At 41.8% G+C, this 25,003-nt stretch carries 31 protein-coding genes; 17 read left to right on the top strand and 14 right to left on the bottom strand.

What is annotated here, in order from left to right; genetic code table 11:
• The first annotated feature begins 109 nt into the window (after positions 1–109).
• From FGG79_RS16860 to mnhG, 7 genes are read left to right on the top strand one after another with little or no spacing between them, the layout of a single operon-like run.
• Positions 110–2,515, top strand: coding sequence for a Na+/H+ antiporter subunit A (locus FGG79_RS16860; protein ID WP_138780457.1), 2,406 nt, complete (start codon positions 110–112; stop codon positions 2,513–2,515).
• Positions 2,512–2,946: a Na(+)/H(+) antiporter subunit B gene (locus FGG79_RS16855; RefSeq protein ID WP_138780455.1), complete on the top strand. Its 435-nt coding sequence runs from the start codon at positions 2,512–2,514 to the stop codon at positions 2,944–2,946. The genes FGG79_RS16860 and FGG79_RS16855 overlap by 4 nt, the downstream gene beginning before the upstream one ends.
• A complete protein-coding gene (locus FGG79_RS16850; protein ID WP_138780453.1) occupies positions 2,946–3,287 on the top strand; it encodes a Na(+)/H(+) antiporter subunit C in 342 nt (113 codons plus the stop codon). Before FGG79_RS16855 ends, FGG79_RS16850 begins: the two co-directional genes overlap by 1 nt.
• The gene (locus FGG79_RS16845; RefSeq protein WP_138780451.1) at positions 3,280–4,761 is read left to right on the top strand and encodes a Na+/H+ antiporter subunit D; all 1,482 of its coding nucleotides are present in this window, start codon (positions 3,280–3,282) and stop codon (positions 4,759–4,761) included. Before FGG79_RS16850 ends, FGG79_RS16845 begins: the two co-directional genes overlap by 8 nt.
• A gap of 6 nt (positions 4,762–4,767) precedes the next feature.
• Positions 4,768–5,244 carry a Na+/H+ antiporter subunit E gene (locus FGG79_RS16840; protein WP_138780449.1) on the top strand — a complete coding sequence of 159 codons (477 nt, stop codon included), beginning with the start codon at positions 4,768–4,770 and terminating at the stop codon, positions 5,242–5,244.
• Positions 5,244–5,528 carry a Na(+)/H(+) antiporter subunit F1 gene (locus FGG79_RS16835; RefSeq protein ID WP_138780448.1) on the top strand — a complete coding sequence of 95 codons (285 nt, stop codon included), beginning with the start codon at positions 5,244–5,246 and terminating at the stop codon, positions 5,526–5,528. The genes FGG79_RS16840 and FGG79_RS16835 overlap by 1 nt, the downstream gene beginning before the upstream one ends.
• Entirely contained in the window at positions 5,512–5,874 is a 363-nt protein-coding gene (gene mnhG / locus FGG79_RS16830; RefSeq protein ID WP_138780446.1) for a monovalent cation/H(+) antiporter subunit G, read from the top strand. The genes FGG79_RS16835 and mnhG overlap by 17 nt, the downstream gene beginning before the upstream one ends.
• A 92-nt stretch (positions 5,875–5,966) precedes the next feature.
• On the opposite strand, the gene FGG79_RS16825 is transcribed toward mnhG, so the two are convergent.
• Complete coding sequence (locus FGG79_RS16825) at positions 5,967–6,335, bottom strand: DUF2188 domain-containing protein (RefSeq protein WP_138780445.1); 369 nt, start codon at positions 6,333–6,335, stop codon at positions 5,967–5,969.
• 83 nt (positions 6,336–6,418) lie between these two features.
• Positions 6,419–6,802: a PaaI family thioesterase gene (locus tag FGG79_RS16820; RefSeq protein ID WP_138780443.1), complete on the bottom strand. Its 384-nt coding sequence runs from the start codon at positions 6,800–6,802 to the stop codon at positions 6,419–6,421.
• Positions 6,803–6,978: 176 nt separating this feature from the next.
• Here FGG79_RS16820 and FGG79_RS16815 point away from each other — a divergent pair, with 176 nt between their 5' ends.
• The gene (locus tag FGG79_RS16815; RefSeq protein ID WP_138780442.1) at positions 6,979–7,365 is read left to right on the top strand and encodes a YuzC family spore coat inner layer protein; all 387 of its coding nucleotides are present in this window, start codon (positions 6,979–6,981) and stop codon (positions 7,363–7,365) included.
• 131 nt (positions 7,366–7,496) lie between these two features.
• Entirely contained in the window at positions 7,497–7,976 is a 480-nt protein-coding gene (locus FGG79_RS16810; protein ID WP_138780440.1) for a hypothetical protein, read from the top strand.
• A 102-nt stretch (positions 7,977–8,078) separates the two neighbouring features.
• Here FGG79_RS16810 and FGG79_RS16805 read toward each other — a convergent pair whose 3' ends face one another.
• From FGG79_RS16805 to FGG79_RS16800, 3 genes are all read right to left on the bottom strand, one after another.
• On the bottom strand, positions 8,079–9,395 hold the full coding sequence (locus FGG79_RS16805; RefSeq protein ID WP_138780438.1) for a Na+/H+ antiporter family protein: 1,317 nt from the start codon (positions 9,393–9,395) through the stop codon (positions 8,079–8,081).
• Positions 9,396–9,514: 119 nt separating this feature from the next.
• Positions 9,515–9,646, bottom strand: coding sequence for a hypothetical protein (locus FGG79_RS22310; protein WP_276607975.1), 132 nt, complete (start codon positions 9,644–9,646; stop codon positions 9,515–9,517).
• Positions 9,647–9,708: 62 nt separating this feature from the next.
• Entirely contained in the window at positions 9,709–11,214 is a 1,506-nt protein-coding gene (locus tag FGG79_RS16800) for a leucyl aminopeptidase (RefSeq protein ID WP_138780436.1), read from the bottom strand.
• A 156-nt stretch (positions 11,215–11,370) separates the two neighbouring features.
• Here FGG79_RS16800 and FGG79_RS16795 point away from each other — a divergent pair, with 156 nt between their 5' ends.
• Both FGG79_RS16795 and FGG79_RS16790 read left to right on the top strand, forming a co-directional pair.
• On the top strand, positions 11,371–11,850 hold the full coding sequence (locus FGG79_RS16795) for a divergent PAP2 family protein (protein WP_138780434.1): 480 nt from the start codon (positions 11,371–11,373) through the stop codon (positions 11,848–11,850).
• 10 nt (positions 11,851–11,860) lie between these two features.
• Positions 11,861–12,646 (top strand): cobalamin-binding protein, encoded by a 786-nt coding sequence (locus tag FGG79_RS16790; protein ID WP_138780432.1) that lies wholly within the window; start codon positions 11,861–11,863, stop codon positions 12,644–12,646.
• A gap of 155 nt (positions 12,647–12,801) precedes the next feature.
• Here FGG79_RS16790 and FGG79_RS16785 read toward each other — a convergent pair whose 3' ends face one another.
• The 6 genes from FGG79_RS16785 to FGG79_RS16765 all read right to left on the bottom strand — a co-directional run bounded on the left by FGG79_RS16785 (position 12,802) and on the right by FGG79_RS16765 (position 17,924).
• The gene (locus FGG79_RS16785) at positions 12,802–13,692 is read right to left on the bottom strand and encodes a fructose bisphosphate aldolase (RefSeq protein ID WP_138780430.1); all 891 of its coding nucleotides are present in this window, start codon (positions 13,690–13,692) and stop codon (positions 12,802–12,804) included.
• A 189-nt stretch (positions 13,693–13,881) separates the two neighbouring features.
• Positions 13,882–14,583, bottom strand: coding sequence for a 3D domain-containing protein (locus FGG79_RS16780; RefSeq protein ID WP_138780428.1), 702 nt, complete (start codon positions 14,581–14,583; stop codon positions 13,882–13,884).
• A gap of 406 nt (positions 14,584–14,989) precedes the next feature.
• Complete coding sequence (locus FGG79_RS16775; protein ID WP_240794316.1) at positions 14,990–15,307, bottom strand: YuiB family protein; 318 nt, start codon at positions 15,305–15,307, stop codon at positions 14,990–14,992.
• Positions 15,308–15,858: 551 nt separating this feature from the next.
• Complete coding sequence (locus tag FGG79_RS21895; RefSeq protein WP_171050981.1) at positions 15,859–15,984, bottom strand: YuiA family protein; 126 nt, start codon at positions 15,982–15,984, stop codon at positions 15,859–15,861.
• Positions 15,985–16,142: 158 nt separating this feature from the next.
• Positions 16,143–16,625 carry an NUDIX domain-containing protein gene (locus tag FGG79_RS16770; protein ID WP_481747290.1) on the bottom strand — a complete coding sequence of 161 codons (483 nt, stop codon included), beginning with the start codon at positions 16,623–16,625 and terminating at the stop codon, positions 16,143–16,145.
• An 81-nt stretch (positions 16,626–16,706) separates the two neighbouring features.
• Positions 16,707–17,924 (bottom strand): NAD(P)/FAD-dependent oxidoreductase, encoded by a 1,218-nt coding sequence (locus tag FGG79_RS16765; RefSeq protein ID WP_138780565.1) that lies wholly within the window; start codon positions 17,922–17,924, stop codon positions 16,707–16,709.
• 509 nt (positions 17,925–18,433) lie between these two features.
• Here FGG79_RS16765 and FGG79_RS16760 point away from each other — a divergent pair.
• The 3 genes from FGG79_RS16760 (at position 18,434) to FGG79_RS16750 (ending at position 20,954) form a co-directional block, all read left to right on the top strand.
• Positions 18,434–19,432, top strand: a complete 999-nt coding sequence (locus tag FGG79_RS16760) for an NAD(P)/FAD-dependent oxidoreductase (protein WP_138780424.1) — start codon at positions 18,434–18,436, stop codon at positions 19,430–19,432.
• 69 nt (positions 19,433–19,501) lie between these two features.
• Entirely contained in the window at positions 19,502–20,119 is a 618-nt protein-coding gene (locus FGG79_RS16755) for an FMN-binding negative transcriptional regulator (protein ID WP_138780422.1), read from the top strand.
• Between the two features lie 190 nt (positions 20,120–20,309).
• Positions 20,310–20,954 carry an SDR family oxidoreductase gene (locus FGG79_RS16750; protein ID WP_138780420.1) on the top strand — a complete coding sequence of 215 codons (645 nt, stop codon included), beginning with the start codon at positions 20,310–20,312 and terminating at the stop codon, positions 20,952–20,954.
• Positions 20,955–21,007: 53 nt separating this feature from the next.
• Here the strand turns inward: FGG79_RS16750 and FGG79_RS16745 are convergent, their stop codons facing one another.
• Positions 21,008–21,370, bottom strand: coding sequence for a HesB/IscA family protein (locus tag FGG79_RS16745; RefSeq protein ID WP_138780418.1), 363 nt, complete (start codon positions 21,368–21,370; stop codon positions 21,008–21,010).
• A 226-nt stretch (positions 21,371–21,596) separates the two neighbouring features.
• Between FGG79_RS16745 and FGG79_RS16740 the strand changes: the two genes are divergently transcribed.
• Entirely contained in the window at positions 21,597–22,295 is a 699-nt protein-coding gene (locus FGG79_RS16740; protein ID WP_138780416.1) for a DUF2225 domain-containing protein, read from the top strand.
• A 183-nt stretch (positions 22,296–22,478) separates the two neighbouring features.
• Here the strand turns inward: FGG79_RS16740 and FGG79_RS16735 are convergent, their stop codons facing one another.
• Positions 22,479–22,715, bottom strand: coding sequence for a YuzB family protein (locus FGG79_RS16735; protein ID WP_138780414.1), 237 nt, complete (start codon positions 22,713–22,715; stop codon positions 22,479–22,481).
• Between the two features lie 327 nt (positions 22,716–23,042).
• Between FGG79_RS16735 and FGG79_RS16730 the strand changes: the two genes are divergently transcribed.
• Positions 23,043–24,110 carry an NAD(P)/FAD-dependent oxidoreductase gene (locus tag FGG79_RS16730; protein ID WP_138780412.1) on the top strand — a complete coding sequence of 356 codons (1,068 nt, stop codon included), beginning with the start codon at positions 23,043–23,045 and terminating at the stop codon, positions 24,108–24,110.
• Between the two features lie 130 nt (positions 24,111–24,240).
• Here the strand turns inward: FGG79_RS16730 and FGG79_RS16725 are convergent, their stop codons facing one another.
• Positions 24,241–24,567, bottom strand: coding sequence for a YuzD family protein (locus tag FGG79_RS16725; protein ID WP_138780410.1), 327 nt, complete (start codon positions 24,565–24,567; stop codon positions 24,241–24,243).
• A 198-nt stretch (positions 24,568–24,765) separates the two neighbouring features.
• Between FGG79_RS16725 and FGG79_RS16720 the strand changes: the two genes are divergently transcribed.
• Positions 24,766–25,002, top strand: a complete 237-nt coding sequence (locus tag FGG79_RS16720) for a NifU family protein (protein ID WP_034763763.1) — start codon at positions 24,766–24,768, stop codon at positions 25,000–25,002.
• Position 25,003 lies beyond the last annotated feature (1 nt).

Raw genomic sequence — 25,003 nt, 5'->3', positions numbered from 1 at the left:
TTTGAGGTTCAGCTTCGGTCGGGGTTTGCACGGTAAACGCAAGTTTGAAAAAGAGAACGTCATTAGACCATGTTGAGAATAAATGAATTTTACTTGAGGGGGGTTTTATATGACATTCTTACATTGGGCAATTTTATCGCCTTTTTTATTTGCCATACTCATTCCATTTCTTTATAAAGTATTTCGGAATGTACATACTGGGTGGTTCGTATTATTACTGCCAGTTGCTCTATTTACTTACTTCTTTCAATTCATCTCCATTACAAGGCACGGGGATACCGTAAAGGAAACCCTGGAGTGGATGCCTTCATTTGGGATCAACTTTATCGCCTATGTGGACGGGCTAGGACTCCTTTTTGCCCTGCTCATTACAGGGATTGGTTCGCTGGTTGTCCTGTATTCGATTTATTACCTGGATAAGAAGAAGGAACAATTACATAATTTTTATGTGTACTTAATGATGTTTATGGGCGCAATGCTTGGTGTCGTCCTTTCTGACAACCTGATCGTTCTTTATATGTTCTGGGAGTTTACGTCCATTTCTTCATTCTTATTGATCGGCTACTGGTATCACCGTGAACGTTCACGCTACGGTGCCCAGAAGTCCATGCTGATCACTGTATTTGGCGGACTGAGCATGTTGGGAGGATTTTTACTTCTCTATCTTATGGGGGGTACCTTCAGCATTAGGGAATTGGTCGGCCAAGTGGATGAACTAATGACGCAGGCACTGTTTCTTCCTGCCCTGCTTCTGGTCCTATTAGGGGCTTTCACAAAGTCTGCGCAATTCCCTTTTCACATCTGGTTGCCTGATGCCATGGAAGCACCTACGCCGGTCAGTGCGTACTTGCACTCTGCGACGATGGTTAAAGCGGGAATCTACCTTGTTGCCCGCTTATCACCCGTATTCGCTGAATCAAGCGTGTGGCTATGGCTCGTAGGCGGAGTGGGGATTTTTACCTTACTATGGGGTTCTTTTAACGCGGTGAAACAAACAGACCTAAAGGGAATACTCGCCTTTTCCACTGTCAGTCAACTTGGTCTCATCATGTCTCTACTCGGAGTGGGGGCTGCTGCTCTTCACTACGCTCAACTGGATGAAAATATTTATATGGTGGCAACACTCGCCGCTGTCTTCCATTTGATCAACCATGCGACATTCAAAGGAAGTTTATTCATGGTTGTCGGAATCATAGATCATGAGACAGGAACAAGGGACATCCGAAAACTTGGCGGATTGATGAACTTCATGCCCATTACGTTCACCATCGCCATTATTGGAGCGTTCTCTATGGCAGGTCTTCCTCCATTCAACGGATTCCTCTCTAAAGAAATGTTCTTTACAGGAATGGTCAGGGTCCTTGAAATGGATATCTTCAACCTAGAAACATTCGGCATGATCTTCCCTATCCTTGCCTGGGTAGGAAGTGTGTTCACGTTTATTTACAGCATGATTCTGGTGTTCAAAACATTTACAGGTAAGCACCAGCCAGAAAAGCTTGAAAAGAAACCACATGAAGCGCCGCTTGGAATGTTGATTTCACCAATTATATTGGCTTCACTCGTCGTTATCTTCGGTTTCTTTCCGAATATCCTTTCAGAGCGAATCATTGCTCCGGCAGTTGCTGCGATTACACCAAGCCTGATTCAGGATGGACATGCGGTCGAAGCTCATATTTCGTTCTGGCATGGATTTACGCCTGAATTGTTTATGACCTTTGGCGTCATTCTTTTCGGAATACTGTTGTATCTCACCCTCCCTTCTTGGAGGAAAGTCTACACTTGGATACCTGAGCGCTTTACATTGAACTCGTTTTATGACGAGGGCATGATCAGGAGTGAGCGGGGAGCTCACAACTTTACAAGCGGGTACATGACAGGCTTTATCCGTACGTATCTCGTCTACATCTTCTCGTTCTTGATTGGGATATCTTTGTTTGCCATGTGGTTCAAGGGTGCCTTTACGATCAATACGGATGAATTGGCTCCAGTCGGGGTGTACGAGATAGCGATCGCGCTTCTTCTAGTCATTAGCGCCGTTACCATCTTGTTCGCGAAATCACGCTTAACATCCATCATTTCGCTTGGTGCTGCAGGATACACCGTTTCATTATTCTTTGTGTTATTCCGTGCACCAGACCTTGCATTAACACAGCTTGTAATTGAAACGGTATCAGTTGCTCTTTTCTTGCTTTGTTTCTATCACCTGCCTCAGTTAAGCAGGCATGAAGAACGAATGAGATTTAAACTTGGAAATGCTTTGATATCGATTGGAGTCGGGGTGGTCGTAACTTTATTTGCCATTTCTTCCTACAGTTCGAAAATGTTCGATTCCATTTCAGAATATTATATTGAAAATACACATGAGAAAGCCGGCGGGGAGAACATGGTAAATGTTATCTTAGTAGACTTCCGTGGCTTTGATACAATGTTTGAGATCTGCGTATTAGCCATTGCGGCACTTGGCATTTTCTCCATGATTAAATTGCGTCTTACAAGGAGGGATGAAGGATGAAAACAAAAGTAAAAACAAATGATATCATCCTGCAAACCGTAACCAATGTGGTCGCATTCATCATCATCTTGTTTTCATTGAGGCTATTCTTCTCTGGTCACTACACGCCAGGAGGAGGGTTCATCGGAGGGTTGATGACATCAGGGGCCATTGTATTACTGTTACTGGCTTATGATATTAAGACCGTATCCTCCATTTTACCGGTGGATTATAAGATCATTACGGCCATCGGACTGTTGATGTCTGTAGGGACCGGGGCAGGGGCTTTATTATTCGATGTCCCCTTCCTGACCCACGCATACGATTATTTTCATCTTCCCCTGCTCGGGAAGACATCATTGCACACTGCTGTCCTTTTTGATACAGGAGTGTATCTTGTTGTCATCGGTGTCACTATGACCATTATTCAAACGATTGGGGTGAGCGAATAATGGAAATCGTAATGGCCGTTGTTGTCGGAGTATTATTCACAAGCGCCGTATACTTAATGTTATCGAAAAGCTTGCTCCGGATCATCATTGGAACAGCTCTACTAAGTCACGGTGCCCATTTATTAATCCTTTCAGTGAGTGGTCTTAAAGGAGGAGATGCCCCTCTTCTTGGAGAACACGCTAATTCTTATGTGGATCCATTACCACAGGCTTTGATTTTAACGGCGATCGTTATTAGCTTTGGTGTGACAGCGTTCTTCCTTGTTCTCGCTTACCGGGCATATCAAGAGCTTGGCACGGATAATATGGATCAGATGAGAGGTAACGAAGGAAATGACTAACTTATTAATACTACCAATTTTAATTCCGTTGTTCACGGCGATTATCTTAATGTTTATCAGCAAAAATGTAAAATTACAACGATGGATTTCCAGCCTAACGACTCTGGCTACCGTCGCAGCGTCATTAGTACTGATCAATACGGTTTACCATGATGGAATTCAAACGGTGAATTTAGGAAGCTGGGTCGCTCCCTTTGGCATCACCCTTGTTTCCGACATGCTCTCTGCCCTCCTTGTGACAACGACAAGTATCATTACATTTGTTGTGCTGCTGTACTCGTTTAAATCGATAGGAGTGGAGCGGGAACGATTCTATTATTATCCCGTTGTACAGTTTCTGTTGGTCGGAGTAAACGGAGCCTTTACGACAGGTGATATATTCAACCTTTTCGTCTTTTTTGAAGTGATGTTGATGAGTTCCTATGTGCTATTGGTCCTTGGTGGAACGAAGGCCCAATTACGTGAGGGAATCAAATACATTCTTGTAAATGTCATTTCTTCTGCTTTATTCGTCATTACCGTAGCGTTCTTATATTCCGTCGTCGGAACGTTAAATATGGCGGATATTTCGCAGAAAATAGCCGAAGCAAACCAACCGGGAATCTTGACTGCCATCGCCATCCTGTTTCTATTGGTCTTTGGCCTTAAGGGTGCGATCTTTCCTCTGTACTTTTGGTTACCAGGTTCTTACTATGCACCCCCGACACCAGTGCTTGCTTTGTTCGGAGCCCTGCTAACGAAAGTCGGAATTTATTCGATTCTAAGGACATACACATTATTTTTCTATCATGATATAGGGTTTACACACGAGATCCTGAGCATGTTGGCCATCCTCACTATGGTACTCGGTTGTATCGGCGCCATTGCCTTTTGGGATGTTAAGAAGATTATCATTTATAACATCATCATTGCAGTAGGTGTAATATTGTTCGGAGTATCAACGATGAACCCTGAAGCGTTAGAAGGAGCCGTTTATTACCTTGTTCATGACATGATCATCAAGGCCGCCTTATTCTTGCTCGTGGGAGTCATGATCGCCATAACCGGCACGGCCAACTTAAAGAAAATGGGCGGATTGATCAAGCATTATCCATGGCTCGGTTGGACATTTCTCGTTGCTGCCTTCTCACTGGCAGGTATCCCGCCTTTAAGTGGTTTTATTGGGAAACTGCTCATATTACGAGGAAGCCTTGCATCAGAAGCATATGTAGGCGCAGGAGTCGTTCTGGCATCGAGTCTACTGGTGCTCTATTCAGTCATTAAGATTTTCCTGAATGGCATATGGGGAACCCCAAAGGAATATAACGGAGTTTCTAAAGCAGACGCTCGTTACTTATGGATGACTTCAGCCATTCTTGTTGTGCTCGCTGTATGTTACGGCCTTGGTGCGGAAGCGATGCGTCCTCTTTTCTCACAAGCAACAGAAGTACTGGTGAACCCGGATCTCTATATAGACGCAGTGTTAAAGGAGTAATGTAGAATGGCTTTTCAAATTTTATTAAACTTTTTCATGGCCTTTGTCTGGATGTTTCTATCGGTATCCTTTACTTCTCAGTCATTCATTATTGGCTTTTTACTAGGATTGCTTGTTATATTTGCATTCAGAAGATTTTTCAATTCCCGGTTTTATTTATTACGGGTGGCTGCGGTTATCAGTTTATTTTTCTTGTTCTTGAAGGAACTGATTCTAGCTAACATTTCAGTTTTAAAAACCGTTTTGAAACCGAAGATGGATTTCCAGCCGGGGATCTTCGCTTTACCGACGGAGTTAAAAACCGATTGGGAAATAACGTTATTAGCAAATTTAATAACGTTGACTCCTGGAACACTTGTTATGGACGTTTCGTACGATAATAAAATTCTATATGTACATGCCATCGATATCCCCGATGTGGATGAAGCCATCGATGAAATTAAAAATTCCTTTGAGAAAGCCATTATGGAGGTGAGCCGCTAATGCTACACTTAATCTTTCAAATCACCTTACTATGCGTCTCCCTATCCATGCTTGGTCTTGTATACAGAGTGGTAAAAGGACCCACAACCCCTGACCGGGTAGTGGCCTTAGATGCCATTGGAATCAATCTAATTGCCATCGTCGCTCTTGTATCCATGATGCTTGACACATACGCCTTTCTGGAAGTGATTCTCCTGCTCGGGATTCTGGCTTTCTTGGGAACGGTTGCCTTTTCAAAGTTCTTAGAGAAAGGGGAGATCATCGAACGTGAGCGAGATCATTAGATTTTTCATCGGATTTTTTTTAGTAGTAGGAGGGTTTCTCAGTTTGGTCACGGCCTTCGGATTAGTAAGGCTACCAGATGTCTATACAAGAAACCATGCCGCTTCAAAAAGCGCAACACTTGGCGTCATGTCCATCCTGCTTGCAACATTCCTTTATTTTTATTTGGAGCATGGACATTTTAATTCAAGATTGATTCTTGCGATTGCCTTCATATTCTTAACGGCACCTGTCGCCGGACACCTTATATCCCGTGCTGCCTACAACTCAGGCGTAAAGCTTTGGGATAAAAGTGTACGTGATGATTTAAAGGATAAAGAACACTACGAGCGTCAGAACAATCAATAATATGCAAAATGAAAAGGCTTGACCATTTGAGGAACACCTCAAGTGGTCAAGCCTTTTCTTCTGTCAGGATATTACTCTTAACGGGTACCATCTTAACGTTGATACAAGTGGTCTTCGATGCTTCCATCCTGCTTATGCACAACAAGCGTACCTAAATGGTCTGTCACATAGTCTTTCGCTTTGCCCAGCAGTTGGTCCTTCGTCTCTTCAACCATGATCGCACGCTGCCCGTCCGCTTTCTTTAACTGCCATCCGTTGTCATGAGGTGCAAGATGATATTCCGTTTTATCAGCTTTACTCCCCTCTTCTGACTGATGGGCACGGTCTGTGGCAATCGCAATCGCCCTTCCCTCTTCATACCCTTCATCAAGAAGAGCATTGGCAACTTCAATAGCTTTGTTTCGAACGCCAACCGGCAGGTTTTTCAGTGAAGCAGGATAATCATTTTTTGTCCAACTCATTAAGGTCGCCCTCCTCATTTATTGGTTAGTTGTTGATTTCCCATTTTTTCACTTATTAAACCTATCATGGTCTTTACAGTAGATCAGCGTTTTGGAACTACCGCCATCGTACATCGCGATACACAGATTAATTGATTTTCCTCATCTGTGATCTTAATGTCCCATACCATCGTGGTTCTTCCTTGATGCATGACTGTCCCAGTCGCGGTGACCGTCCCCTCTCGCTTCGCCTTTATATGATTGGCATTGATTTCAAGACCGAAGCATATTTCCTTATCAAGGTCGATCAATTGTACCGCGCCTACACTCGCAACCGTTTCCGCAAGGGCAACTGAAGCACCACCGTGAAGAAAGCCAAATGGTTGTCTGGTGTTTTCATTCACAGGCATCGTCGCAATGACTTTGCCTTTTCCCAATTCTACAAATTGAATCCCTAATGCACTAATTAATGTATTCTCCGTATTCACAAGAATCACCTCATATATTATTCTTCTCTACTATCTGTTCTAGAAATGCTGGTGAAATCCTTTATTTTCACGTCAGGTCTTCCCTCTTAATCCTGATTCCTTTTCAATCAATGAATAATCCATTAATCCTCTTCATACATATCCTTAGAGCTTTTCTAAAGAAAGGGGTTTTTGTAATGTATCGATACCATCCTTTTTATCCGCCTGTTCAACGCCCCTACTCACCCATACACAGAAGTGCACAACCTATTTTCTCCTACAATCGGAGCTATCCTCCTGTTGCAACCAATACGTTCATGTCTTCAGCAGGGAAAACATTGAGCTTACTGAATGATGCAGAGAAGGTCCTTCAAAAAATCAATTCCTCAAAGGAGTTCTCATCGAAATTCATGATTGCTGCACAGCAGTCCAACTTACCTGAGGTACATAAACTACTTCAAACCATTGGTACAAAGGTACAGCCCATTGTATCGTTTAATCCTGATGGAATACGCATCGTCTTTGACGAAAAGCTTGGTCAAGTGGACTGCTGCCATTTAATCGTGATTGTCCGGTGGACGTGAAAGAGAATCCCGAGTGAGAGCCTGGAGTAAGCATACTCCAGGCTGCTTGTTGTTCCACAAGTATGATATACATAATCTACGACTAAAAAGGAATGATAAACGTATAAAGATTTATTGAAGGGGTTTGTCAAATGAAGAATTCCAATAGGCTGATTGTTTTAATGGCGGTTCTGCCTTGGCTCACTATCCCATTGATTGGTGCCAAAACCTTTAAGAGGTATCTTCCTGGTTCCATGTTTATAAGTATATTTCTACTTGCAGAAGGAAGATTTGCTGAAAAGAAAAAATGGTGGTGGTTCCATTACTCAGTCAAACCTAATGTATTAGGAGAGATACCATTGATTATCGGACCATTTTTTGTTGGCACCCTTTGGATATTAAAATACACGTTCGGGAATTTTAATGTTTATGTTGTTATTAATTTAATAGTCGATTCCATTTTCATATACATGGGGTTAAACTGGTTTAAAAAAATAGGATATGCCACTTTAGTCAGGCTCACTAAATATCAATTATCCATTGTGTTTTTAGTGAAATCATTTGTATTGTATGGATTTCAGCTTCTCTATGAAAAGATTTTCGTTCCTTCATCATCAACTACTTCGAAATAATTGGGCGAAGAGTGGATTATCTGGTTCTCTAATCCGTGTGAGGGGAGCTGCAGCGTGAGGAAATACAAAAAGCAAGGGAGTAATCTCCCTTGCTTCGTTGTATTATAAAATGACGGCTGCTATCCAACCAAATAAAATCAGTGGAATATTGTAGTGTAAAAAGGTTGGAACACATGTATCCCAAATGTGATTATGTTGCCCATCAGCATTTAATCCGGCTGTAGGTCCTAGCGTACTGTCTGAAGCTGGGGATCCAGCGTCACCAAGTGCACCTGCCGTACCCACAATTGCAATCGTTGCGAGTGGACTGAATCCAAGCTCCACTGCAAGGGGTACAAAGATAGCTGCAATGATGGGAATCGTCGCAAATGAAGAACCAATACCCATTGTCACCAACAGCCCCACTATAAGCATGATGAAGGCAGCCAAGGCCTGGTTGCCTCCAATGATGTTAGCAGTGGCTTTCACCAATGTTTCCACATCGCCTGTTGCACTTACAACTGCAGCAAAACCTGATGCCGTAATCATGACAAATCCGATAAATGCCATCATCTTCATTCCTTCATTCAGTAACTCATCCGCTTCTTTCCATTTTACCGATCCTGAAATATACAGAACAGCAATACCGGCCAATGCACCGAAGATCATGGATTCAAGCTGAAGCTGAACATAAAGGGCCACAACGATAGAAACGAGCGCAAAAAACATCGATCTTTTATTATAAACGACCTTTTCGCCTGAAATCACTTCTTTTGTCTCACTATAATCCCTAGGCTTACGATAGCTTACAAACACGGCAATCAGTAACCCGATGACCATTCCACCTACAGGAAGCAGCATGGCTTTCGGAATATCACCGAGGGAGATCTCCATTCCGCTGGAAGCCATATTTTGAGCGATGATTTCATGGAACTGCAAACCAAATCCTACTGGCAAAAGAATATATGGTGCCGTTAATCCAAACGTGATTACTGTTGCGATTAACCGTCTATCTATTCGTAACTCTGTCATCACCTTTAATAAAGGTGGAATTAGAATCGGGATAAAAGCGATGTGAATGGGAATCACATTTTGTGAAAAACAAGCCATGATTAATATAGAAATAACAATAAGTGCTTTAGAGAGGGCTGTCTTTCTTGATTCTCCTTTTTTCCCAACAACTTTTAATACCCAGTCAACTAACAGATTCGGAATTCCTGTGTAGGATATCGCCACTGCAAACCCACCTAGCAAGGCATAACTGAGTGCGATACTTGCCCCACCGCTTATCCCTTCGGAAAATACGGATATCGTCTCATCTAATCCCATTCCACCGGTCAATCCACCGACTAAGGCCCCAGTGATTAGAGCAAATACAACATTAACCCTAACCAAACTTAGTACTAGCATGACAAGAACCGCTATAACAACTGCATTCATCATTACCTTCCTCCTCAAAATACTCTCTACTATCTATTCTTTACTTTAGTTCGCTAAATTGGTAGAGTGATAAAATCACGTTTTCTACTTTATCAAGATAAAGAAAGATTGTCAATACTTTAGGAGGGTGTAATATGATCATCGGGGTAAGGGTGTCCGAATTCGATTTGCATTATCGTCACCATCGCTTGATTATGTACGGCTGTATCAACCATATTTAATGGAATCCCAACCACGTTAGTCCGATTCATAAAAAAGCCTTCTTCCAGTGCCATCATGTTTGGCACTGAAAGAAGACCTTCCAAGTAGTTCATTATTTTTCTAAAGGCTCAAACCGTTCGACCAATAAGGCCAGTGTTCGAGCCATGACGCCTGTCGCACCGCTAGGGCCAAGATCATGGCTTCCTTTCGTTGTAGCCGTTCCGGCGATATCAAGGTGTACCCAAGGCAAACCTTCCGCGAACTCACCGACAAACGCCCCACCCATGATGGCGTGTCCCGCTCGTCCAGGTGAATTGTTCAGATCGGCAATATCACTACCACGAACCCGCTTTTTGTCATTTTCCGTATAAGGAAGCTGCCAAATGTATTCACCTGATTCACCTGACGCCTCCAACACCTGTTCAAAGAATGTTTCATTGTTTGTGAGGGCCCCCGTTTTATCTTCACCAAGGGCCACGATGACTCCACCTGTTAGTGTGGCAACATCCACTAAATAGTTCGCTCCTTGATGCTTCGCATAGCTCATGCCGTCAGCAAGCGCGAGACGGCCCTCTGCGTCAGTATTTAATACTTCAATGGTCTTACCGCTCATCGAGGTAATGACATCGTCCGGCTTAAATGCGGAACCGCTCACCATATTGTCTGTAGAAGGGATGACCGCAACGACATTTTGTTCAGGCTTGATTTCACCAATGATTTCCATGGCACCTAGAACCGCTGCAGCGCCACCCATGTCCGTTTTCATACCGACGATTCCATCCTTAGGCTTAAGGGAGTATCCTCCTGTATCAAAAGTGATTCCTTTTCCTACTAATCCTATGACGTCTTTCCATTCGTCTTTTCCGTTATATTTCAAGACAATCATTTTCGGCGGCTCCACTGAACCCTGATTGACCGCGAGGAGTGCTCCCATACCAAGGTTCTCCATTTCTTCTTTGTCCAGGATTTCCACCTCAAAATTGTACTTTTCGGCTAATTCAAGGGCATATCCAGCCAATTTGGTCGAGGTTAATAGATTACCAGGTGTATTCACCAATGTTCGGGCTGAGTTGACTCCGTTACCGAAGGCAGAGCCAATGTGTAAAGCAGTTTCTACTTCTTTCGATTCTGCACTGGTAAAGAACTCGATGGCTTCCACATGTACTTCCGGTTCATTTGATTTCTTCTTATAGCCATGGAACTCATATGTAGACATGGTAAATGCTTCTGTAAACGCATGGGCTACATCTGTTGCTACCATGTCTTCTGAAACAAATGTGTCCAGTGCCACTGCAAAAGAAGACACTCTCATTTCCTTTAATGATTTTGAAGCTAGGCCTAATGATTCTTTTAAAAGATCGAACGTCAGCTCTTTCTGTTTACCAAGGCCTACAAATACTATTCTCTTCGCTCCAAGCTTCCCGAACGTATGTAGCTTTGACACTTTCTTAGCTCTAGAAGAAATGTCTCCATCTTTCACAAGCTGTGTAAGGTAGCCTTCAAACGCATGATCGAGCTCTTTTAGCTCCCCTTCGAATGTCGGTTGATTGTAAACGCCCACAACCAGGCATGGTTGATCTGTAGTTGTTACTTCATTCTGATTAATAGAAAATTTCATGTTAACGACACCTCCACCCTCTATTATAGCGAAGATGTTCCATTATTTCGACTTTCTAACAATCCACGCCACTAAGTTAACCTTGGTGTAAATAGGGTATGATATAATGAGAACATTATTTTTATTCAATCAATTGAAAGGGTGGCATTTCACAGCATGGAAGTATTGTTTAATTTTCCATTATGGGCATCATTGTTTTCTATCTTCTTTGCCCAGTTTGTAAAGGTTCCCATACAGTTTATCGCAACGAGGGAATTAAATTGGTCATTAATAACCTCAACAGGCGGGATGCCAAGTTCCCACTCTGCCGCTGTTACGGCATTATCCACTGGAGTCGCTCTGGAAGTCGGCATGGATTCGCCTATCTTCGCAGTATCTGCCATGTTTGCCATCATCACGATGTTTGATGCGACAGGTGTAAGAAGACAGGCAGGAGAACAGGCCATCGTTTTAAATCAATTGATGGTCGATTTCCAGAGGTTCATGTCAGAAGCAAAAGGCTGGCAGAAAAAGCCTGAACAAGAAAAGCGCAAAGAGTTAAAAGAATTGCTCGGTCATAAACCCATTGAAGTATTCTTCGGTGGCCTCTCCGGGATTATTCTGACGCTTGTTCTTCATTATTTCTTTATCGCTTAGGAGTGTCATGATGAGAATTATATCAATTTGCCCTAGTAACACAGAGTTAATCGATTACCTTGGACTGACCCCTCATCTTGTAGGAGTCGATGATTATTCCGATTATCCTGAAGTGGTAGAATCCCTTCCCCGACTCGGACCGGATCTTTCTATTAACATGGATAAGCTTGAGTCCTTGAAGCCGGATTTAGTCTTTTCTTCATTAAGTGTGCCTGGTATGGAGAAGAATATAGATGAACTTGAAAAGAGAGACATTCCCCACATTACACTGAATCCTCAAAGCTTCAGTGATATCGCGGATGATCTTTTAACAGTCGGGAAAGCTTGTGGAATTGAAGCTCATGCCATCAAACGCCACCATGAATTCACAGGTACTGTCAATCGCCTAAAGGCCTTCGGGGCCAAGGTGTTAAATCCTCCTTCCCTTTATTGGGAATGGTGGCCTAAACCTGTCTTCACCCCTGGAAAAATCAATTGGTTAACCGAGTTAAGCGAAATGGTCGGTGCACGGAACATCTTTGAAGATGTGGACCTTGCAAGTGTCCAAACCGATTGGGACGACATAGTTAAGCGCAATCCTGATTATATTTGTCTTGCATGGGTAGGCGTTCAACAAAGCAGAGTGAAACCGGAGATCGTGAAGAAGCGTCCTGGCTCGAACGAACTGGATGCAGTACAAAAGGACCGGATTTTCGTATTGGAAGAAGCACTCTATTGCAGACCATCCCCCCTTCTTTTAAAAGGGGCAGTAAAGCTTGCCAGCTTGCTTCATCCCGATTTGTATAATGAGGAATAGTCACGGGCCAAGAGACTTTCTCTCCCAATATGTAGCACATGCCCAACATACAAAAATGCCTGCTCACTTCTAACGAATGAGCAGGCATTTTTTAGTTTTTTCTTAAACTTACACCTCAACAGAAGGAGAACAATAGGTTTTTCTCTTCTACTCCATTATTTCTTATGAACCGAGGCATCATAAATCGAATCAACAGCCTTCTTTAACGCTGCATCAAACTCTTCCTCAGATTGATTGGCATTCAAGTCAGAAGCCAACGCCCGGGAGAAGCTTGCAATCACTCCACCATTTTCTTTCAACTTCTCATTCGCCTCCACGCGGGAGTATCCTCCTGAAAGTGCGACTATCCTTACGACACGTGGATGTTCGACCAGTTCTTTATATGCATTTGCTGTCGTTGGAATTGATAGCTTCAGCATGACGTATTCCTCTTCTGATAGTTCATTCAAGTGTGTAAGGATTTCATCGCACAGAATTTCTTCGGATTTTTCCTTTTGTTCACTTTGGATATTGACTTCAGGTTCGATGATCGGAATTAAATCGGCAGCGATGATGCGTTTCCCGATTTCGAATTGCTGGTCAACTACTTCTTTGATGCCGCCAGCATTCGGCTCGTGAATGACGGAGCGCATCTTCGTACCGAAAATATTTCGTTCATTAGCACGACGTAGAGTCTCTTCCAAATCATGGATCGGTTTCATGAGCTGAACGCCATTTTTCTGTTCCGCTAATCCTTTATCCACTTTTAAGAACGGGACGATTCCTTTATCAGCAAGGTAATCCGCAGTATATTTGCCTTCTATTTTACTGTCCATCGTTTGTTCGAAAAGGATGACACCAAGGATCCTCTCGACGCTGAAGGCAGGGGAAGTGATGATTCGCGTCCGCATTTCATGGACCTTATCAAACATTTCCTCCTCATTAGAATAGGAGTCTTCAAGCACGCCATAAGCTGCCAAAGCCTTCGGAGTACTGCCACCGCTTTGGTCAAGCGCAGCGATGAATCCTTTTCCGTTTTTCATTTTGTCGAATTGACTATTGTTCATGGTATCCACTCCTCTTTGTTTTTGAATCTCACTATACTCTTCCCCTTTTTCCTATGTTAATAACTGTCTAGAGTCAATTATTTAAAGGATAAAGGGGATTGTCAGGCGTAGATCGAACTTATGGAAATATCCTTTCGACCCTCCATCACACTAAAACCCACGCAGTTCAATGTACCTGCGTGGGTTCGTCTATTCTTTTTCAGGTGATAAAATCTGTTGCCTGAACACCTGCATGGATTTATTTTCATTAAGGGCCATTAATTGCTGTTCGGATAATTCCCCCGAACCCATCTGGATCACATAGACGTCCAGGGTCTGCTTACCCCATTCATTATATACTTCATCCACTGTTTCATAATAAAGGTCCAATTTATTTCCTTTGATTGCGCTCCCTGTATCGGCTACGACCCCATATCCATAACGAGGGATAAAAAGGATGGTTCCGATGGGATAGACGGAAGTATCGGCTGCAATCGTAGAGTATAGATCTCGTTTCACTTTCACTCCTGAATATGTAATTCCATAAAGGGGATCTCCCGGATTCTTTCCGGTCGATTCAACGCCGGCAGTATAGCCCGTCGCAACAACCGTATGTGTCGTATATTGATCCCAATCAACGGATTCTTCCAATGTAGCCGGTTTAACAGATGCACTCGCTGACACTTTTGTCTCGTATCCAAACCTTTTGAGAAACTTCAGTGACAAATTCAAAGGGCTTTTCTTATGCTCTTTATAGTCCAAACTTGTTTGACCAGCGGCACCCTGATCCATCAACCAGGTTTTTAAAGTTTGCGCCTCTACTCCCGACACCGATTGAAAGGTCGTCGCGAGTGCAAGGATAAACAAACTGATCATAACGAATCTCTTCGTCCAAATTGTAAACAAATTCATGTATTCACTCCTCCCACCCTTAATACTTCCCAAGCAGGAGGAGATATATGCATAAATTGAGAAAAAAATCGAATAAATTAAATATTTGGAAATTAATTAAGTGGTTGTTTTCCGGGGAAAAACCATTTAAAACTGGCCATTTCTTACTTCAATTAGTATGTTCCATTACCTAAAATACTTACATAAATAAAACCTTATAACAGATTTGTTTTACATGGGCAATTGCGTAAAAACAGGAACCGTTTCTTTCCGCTCCAGGCACTTGCTTTCCGGCGGGGAGGAATGCGAGCACCATTCGCTGCACTCAACCTTTACTCGCTTTTTTTCACAGCTAGAAAAAATTCCATTTATGCCCAAATAAAAATCCGTTCAACCCAGGGATGGTTTCCCGGTCAAACGGATGTGGTTAAAACATACGATATCCTTTTGCTCTTAGAATTCTCATCACGATACCAGAAAGGATCGCCCCTGCCAGTCCACTGCCTAGAATCACTAGATCCGCTACAGCCAAATGGCTTAGCTTCGTGCCTAACATGGAAAAGGACTCCCCTGCATTTCGGAAATAATCTATGAAACGAACGTCGTCTACAATAAAAATAACAACAACAGGATAAATGATGGCCATGATCCACGTCATACGCAATAACATATTTAACAAAAAGCCTATTCCGAAAAATAGAACAAAAAATAGAAGCATCGAAATAATCATTACATGTATAGGCATTTTACCAATTACACCTCCATAAACACTAATGATTAGTGTACCCCGAGTGTAATGAAAGCGTCAATATTTTCAAGTGAGATTCGTCAGTTATTCACAAAATAAACATAATTAACAAGAAAAGCGGAGGCGGCTTGGGAGGCCCGACAAGCATAAGACGAAAAGCCAGGCTGAGTCGTGTCGTTCATAATTTGGCACAATTAACGATGAAAGTGGCCCAATAAAACTGAAAAGTGGCCCGATTATTGCAAAAACTGGCCCAATAAACACCAATAGTGGCCCAATTCTATCTTCGCAAGAGTCCCTTATATCTCAAAATCAACATGTAGAAACTTTTCGAGCATAGAATCCAGTACATTTGATCCACATCGCATGACAATATTCTTTTCTCACGCTTTTTCCCAACCGTATAGCATCATATCTGTACCTACTTTCCCACAAAAAGGACGGCACTACACGAAGAAAACAAAAAGCAGACCCAAATCAGTAGCCGTCTTCCACATTCGAAGCATCTACTTTCATTAGGTCTGCTTTTAGCATCTATCCAATAGGGACTATTTTTGCTTCCCGCTGCCTCCGCAGCACGGACACGTTTCAGAACCACCCAATACTAACTGAAAGTATCCTTTTCCTGAACAATATAGACAATATTTCGCTTTAGTACTTGCAGTAGCTCTCATAATTCCCTCTCCCTTTTCTTTAATTTCTTAATTTTCTGATAATATATCATCTATCCAGAATAAAGAAAAGGGACATTAAAGAGGATGTACCTCTAAGAAAGCGAATACATTTATGTTTTTCTTTCATTATCTCTTTTTTTCTTACAATTTACAGAATTTTATAAAAATAATTGATAGCGTGTATATGCGAATTGGTCACCTGGATTGATTCCTTCGATTGGATCTAATTTATGCTGAATGCTCAGTCGATTGATCATTTCATGCACCATCACTGAGGTCCTCTCATCCTCTAACAATTCTTGAGGTGACTTCCATTGAACATCCCACAACTCCATTTCTTCAATCTGAATAGAAGAAGTTTCCTTATTCTCCAACAGAAAGATCATCATGTTATCGCTAATGTCGTGTTGAATAACACCTGACCTCACTCCTACTATGCCTTTGATGATCGTATGTAATCCCGTTTCCTCTCTTACTTCTCTTATAACCGCTTCATCTACTGATTCTCCGGCATTGACAAATCCTGCTGGAAGCGACCACATTCCCTTCAAGCCACTGTACTTCTTTTTCACCACAAGCCATTTACCATTCTTATCGATGACTAGTCCGGCCACGGCCAACCACACTTTTCCTCTTTTCACAGTAAGCACCCCCATCTACATTTTCTCATAACAAAAAGCAGAGTGGAGTCCACCCTGCTTTACATATTTCTCATTTATAGCTTAAAAGAACTTGAACTTTCCTTTTTTGAAGACAAGTGATGGTCCACCAACCATGTAAAGCGCACGGTTGTCGACTACCTTCTTCATGAAGGAAGCCTTCGTACCAGTAATCTTCTTACCGTAAACGACACCAATCGCATCGTCTTCACCAAGAGAACATACTGTACCTTTAATATCTGGAGTGAATAATTCCAGATCCTCTTTACCATTTAGTAAAGAAGCGATGTTACGTGCACATACTTCACCTTGCTGCATTGCGATTTGTGCAGTTGGTGGGTATGGACGCTCTGTTTCTTCATTGATCATAAGTGAACAGTCACCGATGATGAAAATGTTGTCATGTCCTGGAGCACGGAGATCTTTATTGATTTTCACGCGTGCACGCATGTTTTCGATTCCTGCTTTTTCGATGATAGAGTTTCCTCGAACACCAGCAGCCCAAACGATTGTACCAGCTTTAATTTCTTCTACTTCATCTTCACCTTTGGAGATTAATACGCTGTCTGCTTTCGCTTCTTTTAGTGGAGTTCCGATGTGGAATTCAACACCTTTTTTCTCAAGCTTGGCACGTGCGTATTTCACTAGTTCAGGATCAAATCCAGGAAGAATCATTGGCGCAGCTTCCACACACACAATGCGTACTTTCTTACGATCGATATCATATTCATGACAAAGCTCAGGAACACGGTTACCTAATTCACCTAAGAATTCGATCCCTGTGAAACCAGCTCCACCTACAACGATTGTTAAGCGCTCGTCGTTTTTCTCTTCTTCGTTCTTATACGTAGCAAATTGCAATTCAATATGCTCACGGATTTGACGAGCAGAGTTGATGTTTGAAATCATGAATGCGTGTTCATGAAGACCTTGAATTCCAAACGTTTCAGATTCTGCACCTAGTGCTACAACGAGGTAATCGAATTCTACTTCGCCTTCAACAGTGATGACTTTCTTCTCTTCTACTTTGATGTCTTCAACAGTAGTTTGTAAGAAGTTCACTTTGCTCGTATTGACTACATCTTTGACGTCATAACGTACACGATCATGATGAAGTGTACCTGCAGAAGCTTCGTGTAACCAAGTGGTTTCGTAGTGATAATCATTTTTATTAATTAAAATAATTTCTGCTTCATTTGTTCCTAGTTGTTTTTGAAGACGAGTTACCGTCATTAATCCACCATAACCTGCACCTAATACAACGATTCTTGGCTTTCTCAACTGAATCACATCCACCTTTTTTGATAAATTTGCTTTGGATACTCTTAGAGTCCTCCACATCATGCTTTTTTATCCCGTCCAATCTGGTGCCATTATCTTTTTCCCTTTTAAAAAGGTAATGAAACAAATCAAACGCGACATTCCCCTATTTAAAACGAGGAAAATAGTGTATAAAATATAAAAACGAATAAATAAGAAAGTATGTGACGTATTTCACGAACTACTATATAGGTATGCGAAAATTGTCATAAATCCTTAACAATATATCTACATTACATAATATTCTTTTTGTCTTGCATTTTCAAGATGTATAGAGGAAATTGAAAACTTAAGAATATTTAAAAAATATACTAAAAAGGGAATGACCTTGATCTCAACCAAAGGTTTTACATTCACTCATAGAAAAGACTGATTATTCTCACTTAACAATCCGATTATTGTGAAGAATCAAAAGCGATATGATAGAATAAATGAATATGACATACATCTAAATTGTTGGAGGGATCTAGTTGAAGGAAGATCAAAAAGTATATGATATTACCATTATAGGCGGCGGTCCTACTGGACTATTTACGGCTTTCTATGGTGGGATGAGAAAAGCATCAGTTAAGATCATTGAAAGCTTACCACAACTCGGGGGGCAGCTTGCTACTCTATATCCTGAGAAATACATATACGATGTTGCCGGATTTCCTAAAGTGAAAGCTCAGGATCTTGTAAATAATTTAAAAGAACAAATGGCCAAGTTTGAAACGACGATATGCCTGGAGCAAGCTGTTGAAGGTGTCGAAAAACAGGCTGACGGTATGTTTAAGCTCACAACCGATAAAGAAATTCATTTTTCCAGAACGATCATTATCACGGCAGGAAATGGGGCATTCCAACCTCGCCGCCTGGAACTTGAACACGCATCTGAGTTCGAAGGGAAGAACCTTCATTACTTTGTAGATAACCTGGAGCATTTCAGGGATAAGAAAGTTGTAATTTGCGGCGGTGGTGATTCTGCTGTGGACTGGGCCCTTATGCTCGAGCCTGTTGCTGAAAAAGTCTATCTCGTACACAGAAGGGATAAATTCAGAGCCCACGAGCATAGTGTGGAGAATTTGCACAACTCTACGGTTGAATTAAAAACACCATATGTTCCTTCAGAATTGGTTGTGGATGAGAATAAAATCAATCAGCTGATATTAGAGGAAACCAAAGGTGACGAAAAGGAAATAATTGATCTAGATGAGCTGATCGTGAACTTTGGTTTTGTCTCTTCTCTTGGTCCAATAAAGGATTGGGACCTTGAGATCGAAAAAAATTCGATAGTGGTGAACTCCAGAATGGAAACGAATATCCCCGGTATTTATGCAGCAGGTGATATTAGTACCTATGATGGGAAAGTTAAACTCATCGCAAGCGGATTTGGTGAAGCACCGACAGCGGTCAATAACGCCAAAGCGTATATGGATCCGAAAGCAAGGGTCCAACCAATGCACAGTACTTCCATGTTTACCGATTAATAGTCATGCTTACATTCAAGAGACTCGGAATCAATTTCTGAGTCTCTTCTTCATTTAAAGGAGGCTCTTATGTACATACCTAAAGAATTCGCTATTCAGGATGAGGATATACTTTTCACTATTATAGATGAGAACAGTTTCGCTACCGTATTTTCCCATCACAACGGCAAGCCTTTTGCGACCCACTTACCTCTTTATTTAGATAGGGAAACACACTTTATCTATGGTCATTTTGCGAAAGCCAACCCTCAGTGGGGAGATTGCGCCGGTCAGGAAATACTTGTTGTATTCCAAGGTCCCCATGCTTATATATCTCCATCTTGGTACGAAACTAATCAAACCGTTCCAACTTGGAATTACGTTGCAGTCCATGTGTATGGTCAGATCGAACTTATAGAGAGTGACGCTGAAAACGTCCAAGCCCTTGCCTCTCTTGTTGATAAATATGAGCACCCCCACAGTTCCTATTCATTGACTGAAGTTGATGAAAATGTCAGTGAAGGGCTTCGGAAGGGAATTGTAGGTTTTAAGATACTGATCACATCCATAGAAGGAAAAGCCAAACTCAGTCAGAACCATCCCCTGGATAGACAACAGCTGGTAATCAATCTATTGGAACAAAGCCAGAGTGAAAATGGTAAGGCGATTGCTTCCCTTATGAAACTGAATATTTCCACAGATTCTTAATATTCCCAGGTTCAAAGCCTTGTCCACCGTCACCTGATGAAACATTCTCAATCAGCTCACCGTAGTGGTATTTAAGGTGAGATTGTTTCATCACTAGTTCCCATCACAACCTATTGTCTTGTTTAATTTCACCATGATTGGGTAGACCAATAATAGGACAAAAAACTAGAGATAAAGGATGATGGATGAAATGAATGTATTAGTGATTGGAGCAAACGGTCACACTGGCCGCCACATAGTAAAAGAACTTTCAAATAGCAGCCAGCATTTTGTAAGAGCCATGATTCGTAAAACAGAACAAGCGAAAGAAATGGAAGACTTAGGAGCAAGACCGATTGTCGCAGATCTTGAGCAGGATTTTTCGTATGCTCTTGAAAATGTGAATGCTGTTATTTTTGCTGCCGGTAGCGGTGGTTCCACTGGAGACGATAAGACGCTTTCAATTGACCAGGATGGAGCAAAGAAGGCAGTCGATTATGCGAAGAAAATGGGAATTGAGCGTTTTGTGATGTTAAGTTCAATGGGTGCCGACAATCCTTCAAGCGGTCCTGATGCACTTCAATTCTATTTAAAGGCGAAAGGTGCTGCTGATGCCCACTTGAAAGAGAGCGGATTAAACTTCACTATTGTTCGCCCTGGATCCCTTTCATTTGATGATGCATCTGGTAAGATTGAAGCTGCTGTCAGCATCGAAGATAAAAGCCGTGAAATCTCCCGTGCAGATGTGGCAAAAGTACTTGTGGATTCTTTGACCATTGAAGAAACGAACCATAAAGTATTCGAAATTTTAAGTGGTGACACACCTGTTGAAGAAGCGCTAAAAAACATCAAGTAATTTTTAAAAAGGGACGGACCTCACAATTGTGAGGTCCGTCCCTTACTTTATTTTTAGCAATCTTCCGGCGTACCCTTATTCGTCGCCGTCACGAATGATGATCCACACCCGCATGATGCGATGGCGTTCGGATTATCGATGGTAAATCCGCCGCCCATCATGGACTGCTTGTAATCTATTTTCGTTCCGTTCAAGATAACCGCGTCTTGTTTCGCTACAACTAGCTTAATTCCGTGTTGTTCTGTTGTTGCATCTCCATCCTGAAGATCGTGTTCAAATCCCATACCGTAAGAAAGACCACTACAGCCTCCCCCTTTTACCGCTACTCGTAACATGGCATCTGTTTCGTCATGTTCCTTCATCATGTCTTTAATCTGAAGGGCAGCGGCTTCTGTTAGAATGACAACTTCACTCATTCACTACACCCCCAACCATTTCATTTCTTACTACCTAGTATACTCCTTTCTATTTTACTACTCAACCAAAGGACCTTTGGTGAATGATTGTAAGAAAATTCCCATTAATTTTTTAATCAAAGTCTCTCATCATGACTTTTTACTTACGAATTTTAAAAAACACTAGTCTCATATCCTTATCACAAGGTATAATAAGGTAAATAGTCCCGATTACGAGGTGGTATTCATGACGGTAGTGACGCCCTTTTATGATAAGAAAACGCAGTGTCTTTCGTGCAAACACTCGTATAGTACGACTAGGATCCGATCCCGTTTTGTGAAGGTAACGGGATATGACAGCGACTTTTGTCCCTTATATGAAACTGACGATGTGAATCCTTTACTCTATAATGTTTCTGTGTGTCCTAAATGTGGATTTTCCTATACGGATGATTTCACAACATACATACCTCCAGTCCTCAAAGCAGAACTGGAAAAGAAAATCAGTCTGCACTGGCAGCCCCAGGATTATGGGAATATCAGGTCATATGATGATGGGATTAACACCTATAAATTAGCTGCCTACTGTGCCCTAATTAAAAAAGAGAAAAAAGTGACCATTGCAGGTCTCTATTTGCGAACTGCCTGGCTTTATCGAAAGACAGAGGAAAAGCAACAGGAAAAACGTTTCATCAACCTTGCTACACATGAATACATTGATGCCTATTTGACGGATGGCGTGTCGAGTTCAACCATGTCCGAAACAAAGCTTCTTTATATCATTGCTGAATTACTGAGAAGGCAGGATAAAATCGAGGAATCGGTTGCTTATCTTTCCAAAGTCATCGGTAAGCAGCACCTGTCTACTGAACCGAAAATCATTGAAATGGCCAGGGAGCGTTGGTATGAAATCAGGGACGTTTATAAAGAAATACAGTCTATGTAAAATGAGAAAACTAGCGGACTGTCCACTAGTTTTCTTCATATATCTAAGGACAATATGCCTGAAGCTTGTTCCCATCTGACTTCCTCACTAAGTCCTGCTTCCTAACAATTCACCCTCTCATCTCTTTCCAATATATCCCGAAAAAGCAAAAAAAAATAAGCCGGTCACAGGACCAGCTTTTCTTTAGAACATTGGATTATCCTCAAGGAATTGATAGATATGATCCACCAATTCTTCCGGTGTGTCCCCTTCTACTACCTCACCATTGACGAGAGCATAAAAAGATTGGGCGCATTTTCCGCAGTAACCCAAGCATCCGTACTCAATGACATCAAGGTTGGGATCTCTCTCTAATATCTCAAGCGCTTTTTGCGCACCGCTAGCAAGATTGCTAATACAAAATTCTATAATAGGTTTCAATTCTATCACCTCACTACTCTCTGTTATGCTACCTTTTTTTGCCGATATCGTCAATCATTTGAGTTCCATGTAATGGTATAACAGATTGTGAACAATTTCGCTTATTTCTGTTGTGAAAACACCTTTATTTCGATATACTTTTAATGTTAATAGGTTTATTAATGTCGATTTCACTCGAAATATGCTTCACATTGAAAATGCTTACTTTTTCAGGACCCGCCTCGGCGTGACTGTCCTTTGAATCTGAATCCCATATCAAATCGGGATATAAATCATACAATCACACTATTTCAACAATAATGTAGAGTGCAAAAAGGGGAAATTTTCATGAAACAATTAGTGCTGCTTGGCGGAGGATATGGGAACATGCGCGTTCTTCTTCGCTTATTACCCAACCAATTACCTGAAGATGTATCGATAACCCTGATTGACCGAAATCCTTATCACTGTCTTAAGACGGAATACTATGCTTTAGCTGCCGGTACGATTTCTGATCAACATGTACGCGTATCATTCCCGGAACATGCCCGTTTATCCTACGTATATGGAGATATTTCCGGAGTGGATATGGATAACAAACTTGTTCAAATGAAAGATCAAGAGCCTGTCCCTTACGATGATCTTGTCATTGGACTTGGTTGTGAGGATAAATATCATAATGTACCAGGAGCCGATGAACATACTTTCTCGATTCAAACGATTGAAAGATCACGAAAAACATACCAAACGCTATGTAACCTCCCAGCAGGTTCCATCGTCGGGATTGTCGGTGCAGGTTTAAGCGGCATCGAACTTGCCAGTGAACTTCGCGAAAGCCGTTCTGATTTGAAAATTAAATTATTTGACCGTGGCCCCCGTATTCTTAATGCCTTCCCAGAACGTTTGAGCTCTTATGTTCACGGCTGGTTTGACGAGAATGGCGTAGACATTGTGAATGATTCGAATATCACAAAAGTGGAACCGAACACCCTTCATAATCACGAAGAGCAGATTTTCTGTGATGCCATTGTTTGGACGGCAGGAATTCAGCCAAGCAAAGTCGTTCGTGATATGGATGTTGAAAAGGATGCAAGTGGCCGCGTCACTCTAACTAAGTATCATAATCTCCCTCAGGATGAGAATGTATATGTAGTCGGTGACTGCGCAAGCCTACCTCAAGCTCCAAGTGCTCAACTGGCTGAAGGGCAAGCAGAACAAATCGTGACCATCTTACTTAAACGCTGGAAAAACGAAGAACTCCCTGAAGAATTACCGAAGATCAAATTAAAGGGGATTCTCGGTTCACTCGGCAAGAAACATGGCTTTGGCCTTGTAAATGAACGATCCATCACAGGTCGTGTCGCTCGATTGTTGAAATCCGGTGTGCTGTGGATGTATAAATACCATAATGGATGATGAGTCCCCCCATTTTTGTGAAATGGGGGTTTTTTATGCCCACTCCCAAGATGAATACACTATATCCATTTACACTAAAGCAAAAAAGGTCCAATCTTCTCCATAGAAGATTGGACTTTTTGCCTTCTGATTAACCCGCTTTATAACCGTATTTTTCAAGCTCTGAGTAAATCGTCTTCAAACGGGGATTCCCTTCCCCGATTATATTTCCATCCAACAGGACAATTGGATAAAACATGTCCTCTTCAATTACTCTTGAAGCAAAATGCTTCACGGACTCATCTTCAGGTGGATTATGAATGTCTACATATTTAATCCCGAATGGCTGGTTTGGGTATTTTCGGCTCACTGCAGCCTCAAGCCATTCGAAGGTTTCTTTCGATGATGGTAAGTTTACGCAGCTTGGACAGAGTATTTCCGCCCCATATACGTATAGCTCTGCTCGTTTCGGTTCCATATCCTTCTCCCCTTTACTTTCCCTCTTGTGTTTATTTTACAAAAAAAGCAGAAAAGTTGGAACAATATTGTTTAATTTTCTTGCTGGAAACGGAATGGGAAACTTTTCTGTAAAAAGAAATGCCCAATCGTTTGCAGGTTGATAGATTTTTTGCGAATATGTCATTATAATAGAGAGTAAGGAAAGGAGTAGATAATTATGGCTGAAAACGAAATGATTGCACCCGTTCAGGAAGTATTAGATAAATTACGTCCGTTCCTACTTCGCGATGGTGGAGACTGTGAACTTGTGGACGTTGAAGATGGGATTGTAAAATTACGTCTTCTTGGTGCTTGTGGAAGCTGCCCAAGTTCAACTATCACATTAAAAGCAGGAATCGAACGCGCTTTAGTGGAAGAAGTTCCAGGAATCGTTGAAGTAGAGCAAGTATTCTAAT

The organism is Bacillus sp. BHET2, from assembly GCF_005938125.1.
In the GTDB taxonomy this organism is placed as follows: Bacteria; Bacillota; Bacilli; order Bacillales; family Bacillaceae_B; genus Rossellomorea.
The sequence above is the reverse complement of the archived record's forward strand: the minus strand, read 5'-3'. Positions and strand labels throughout refer to the sequence as shown.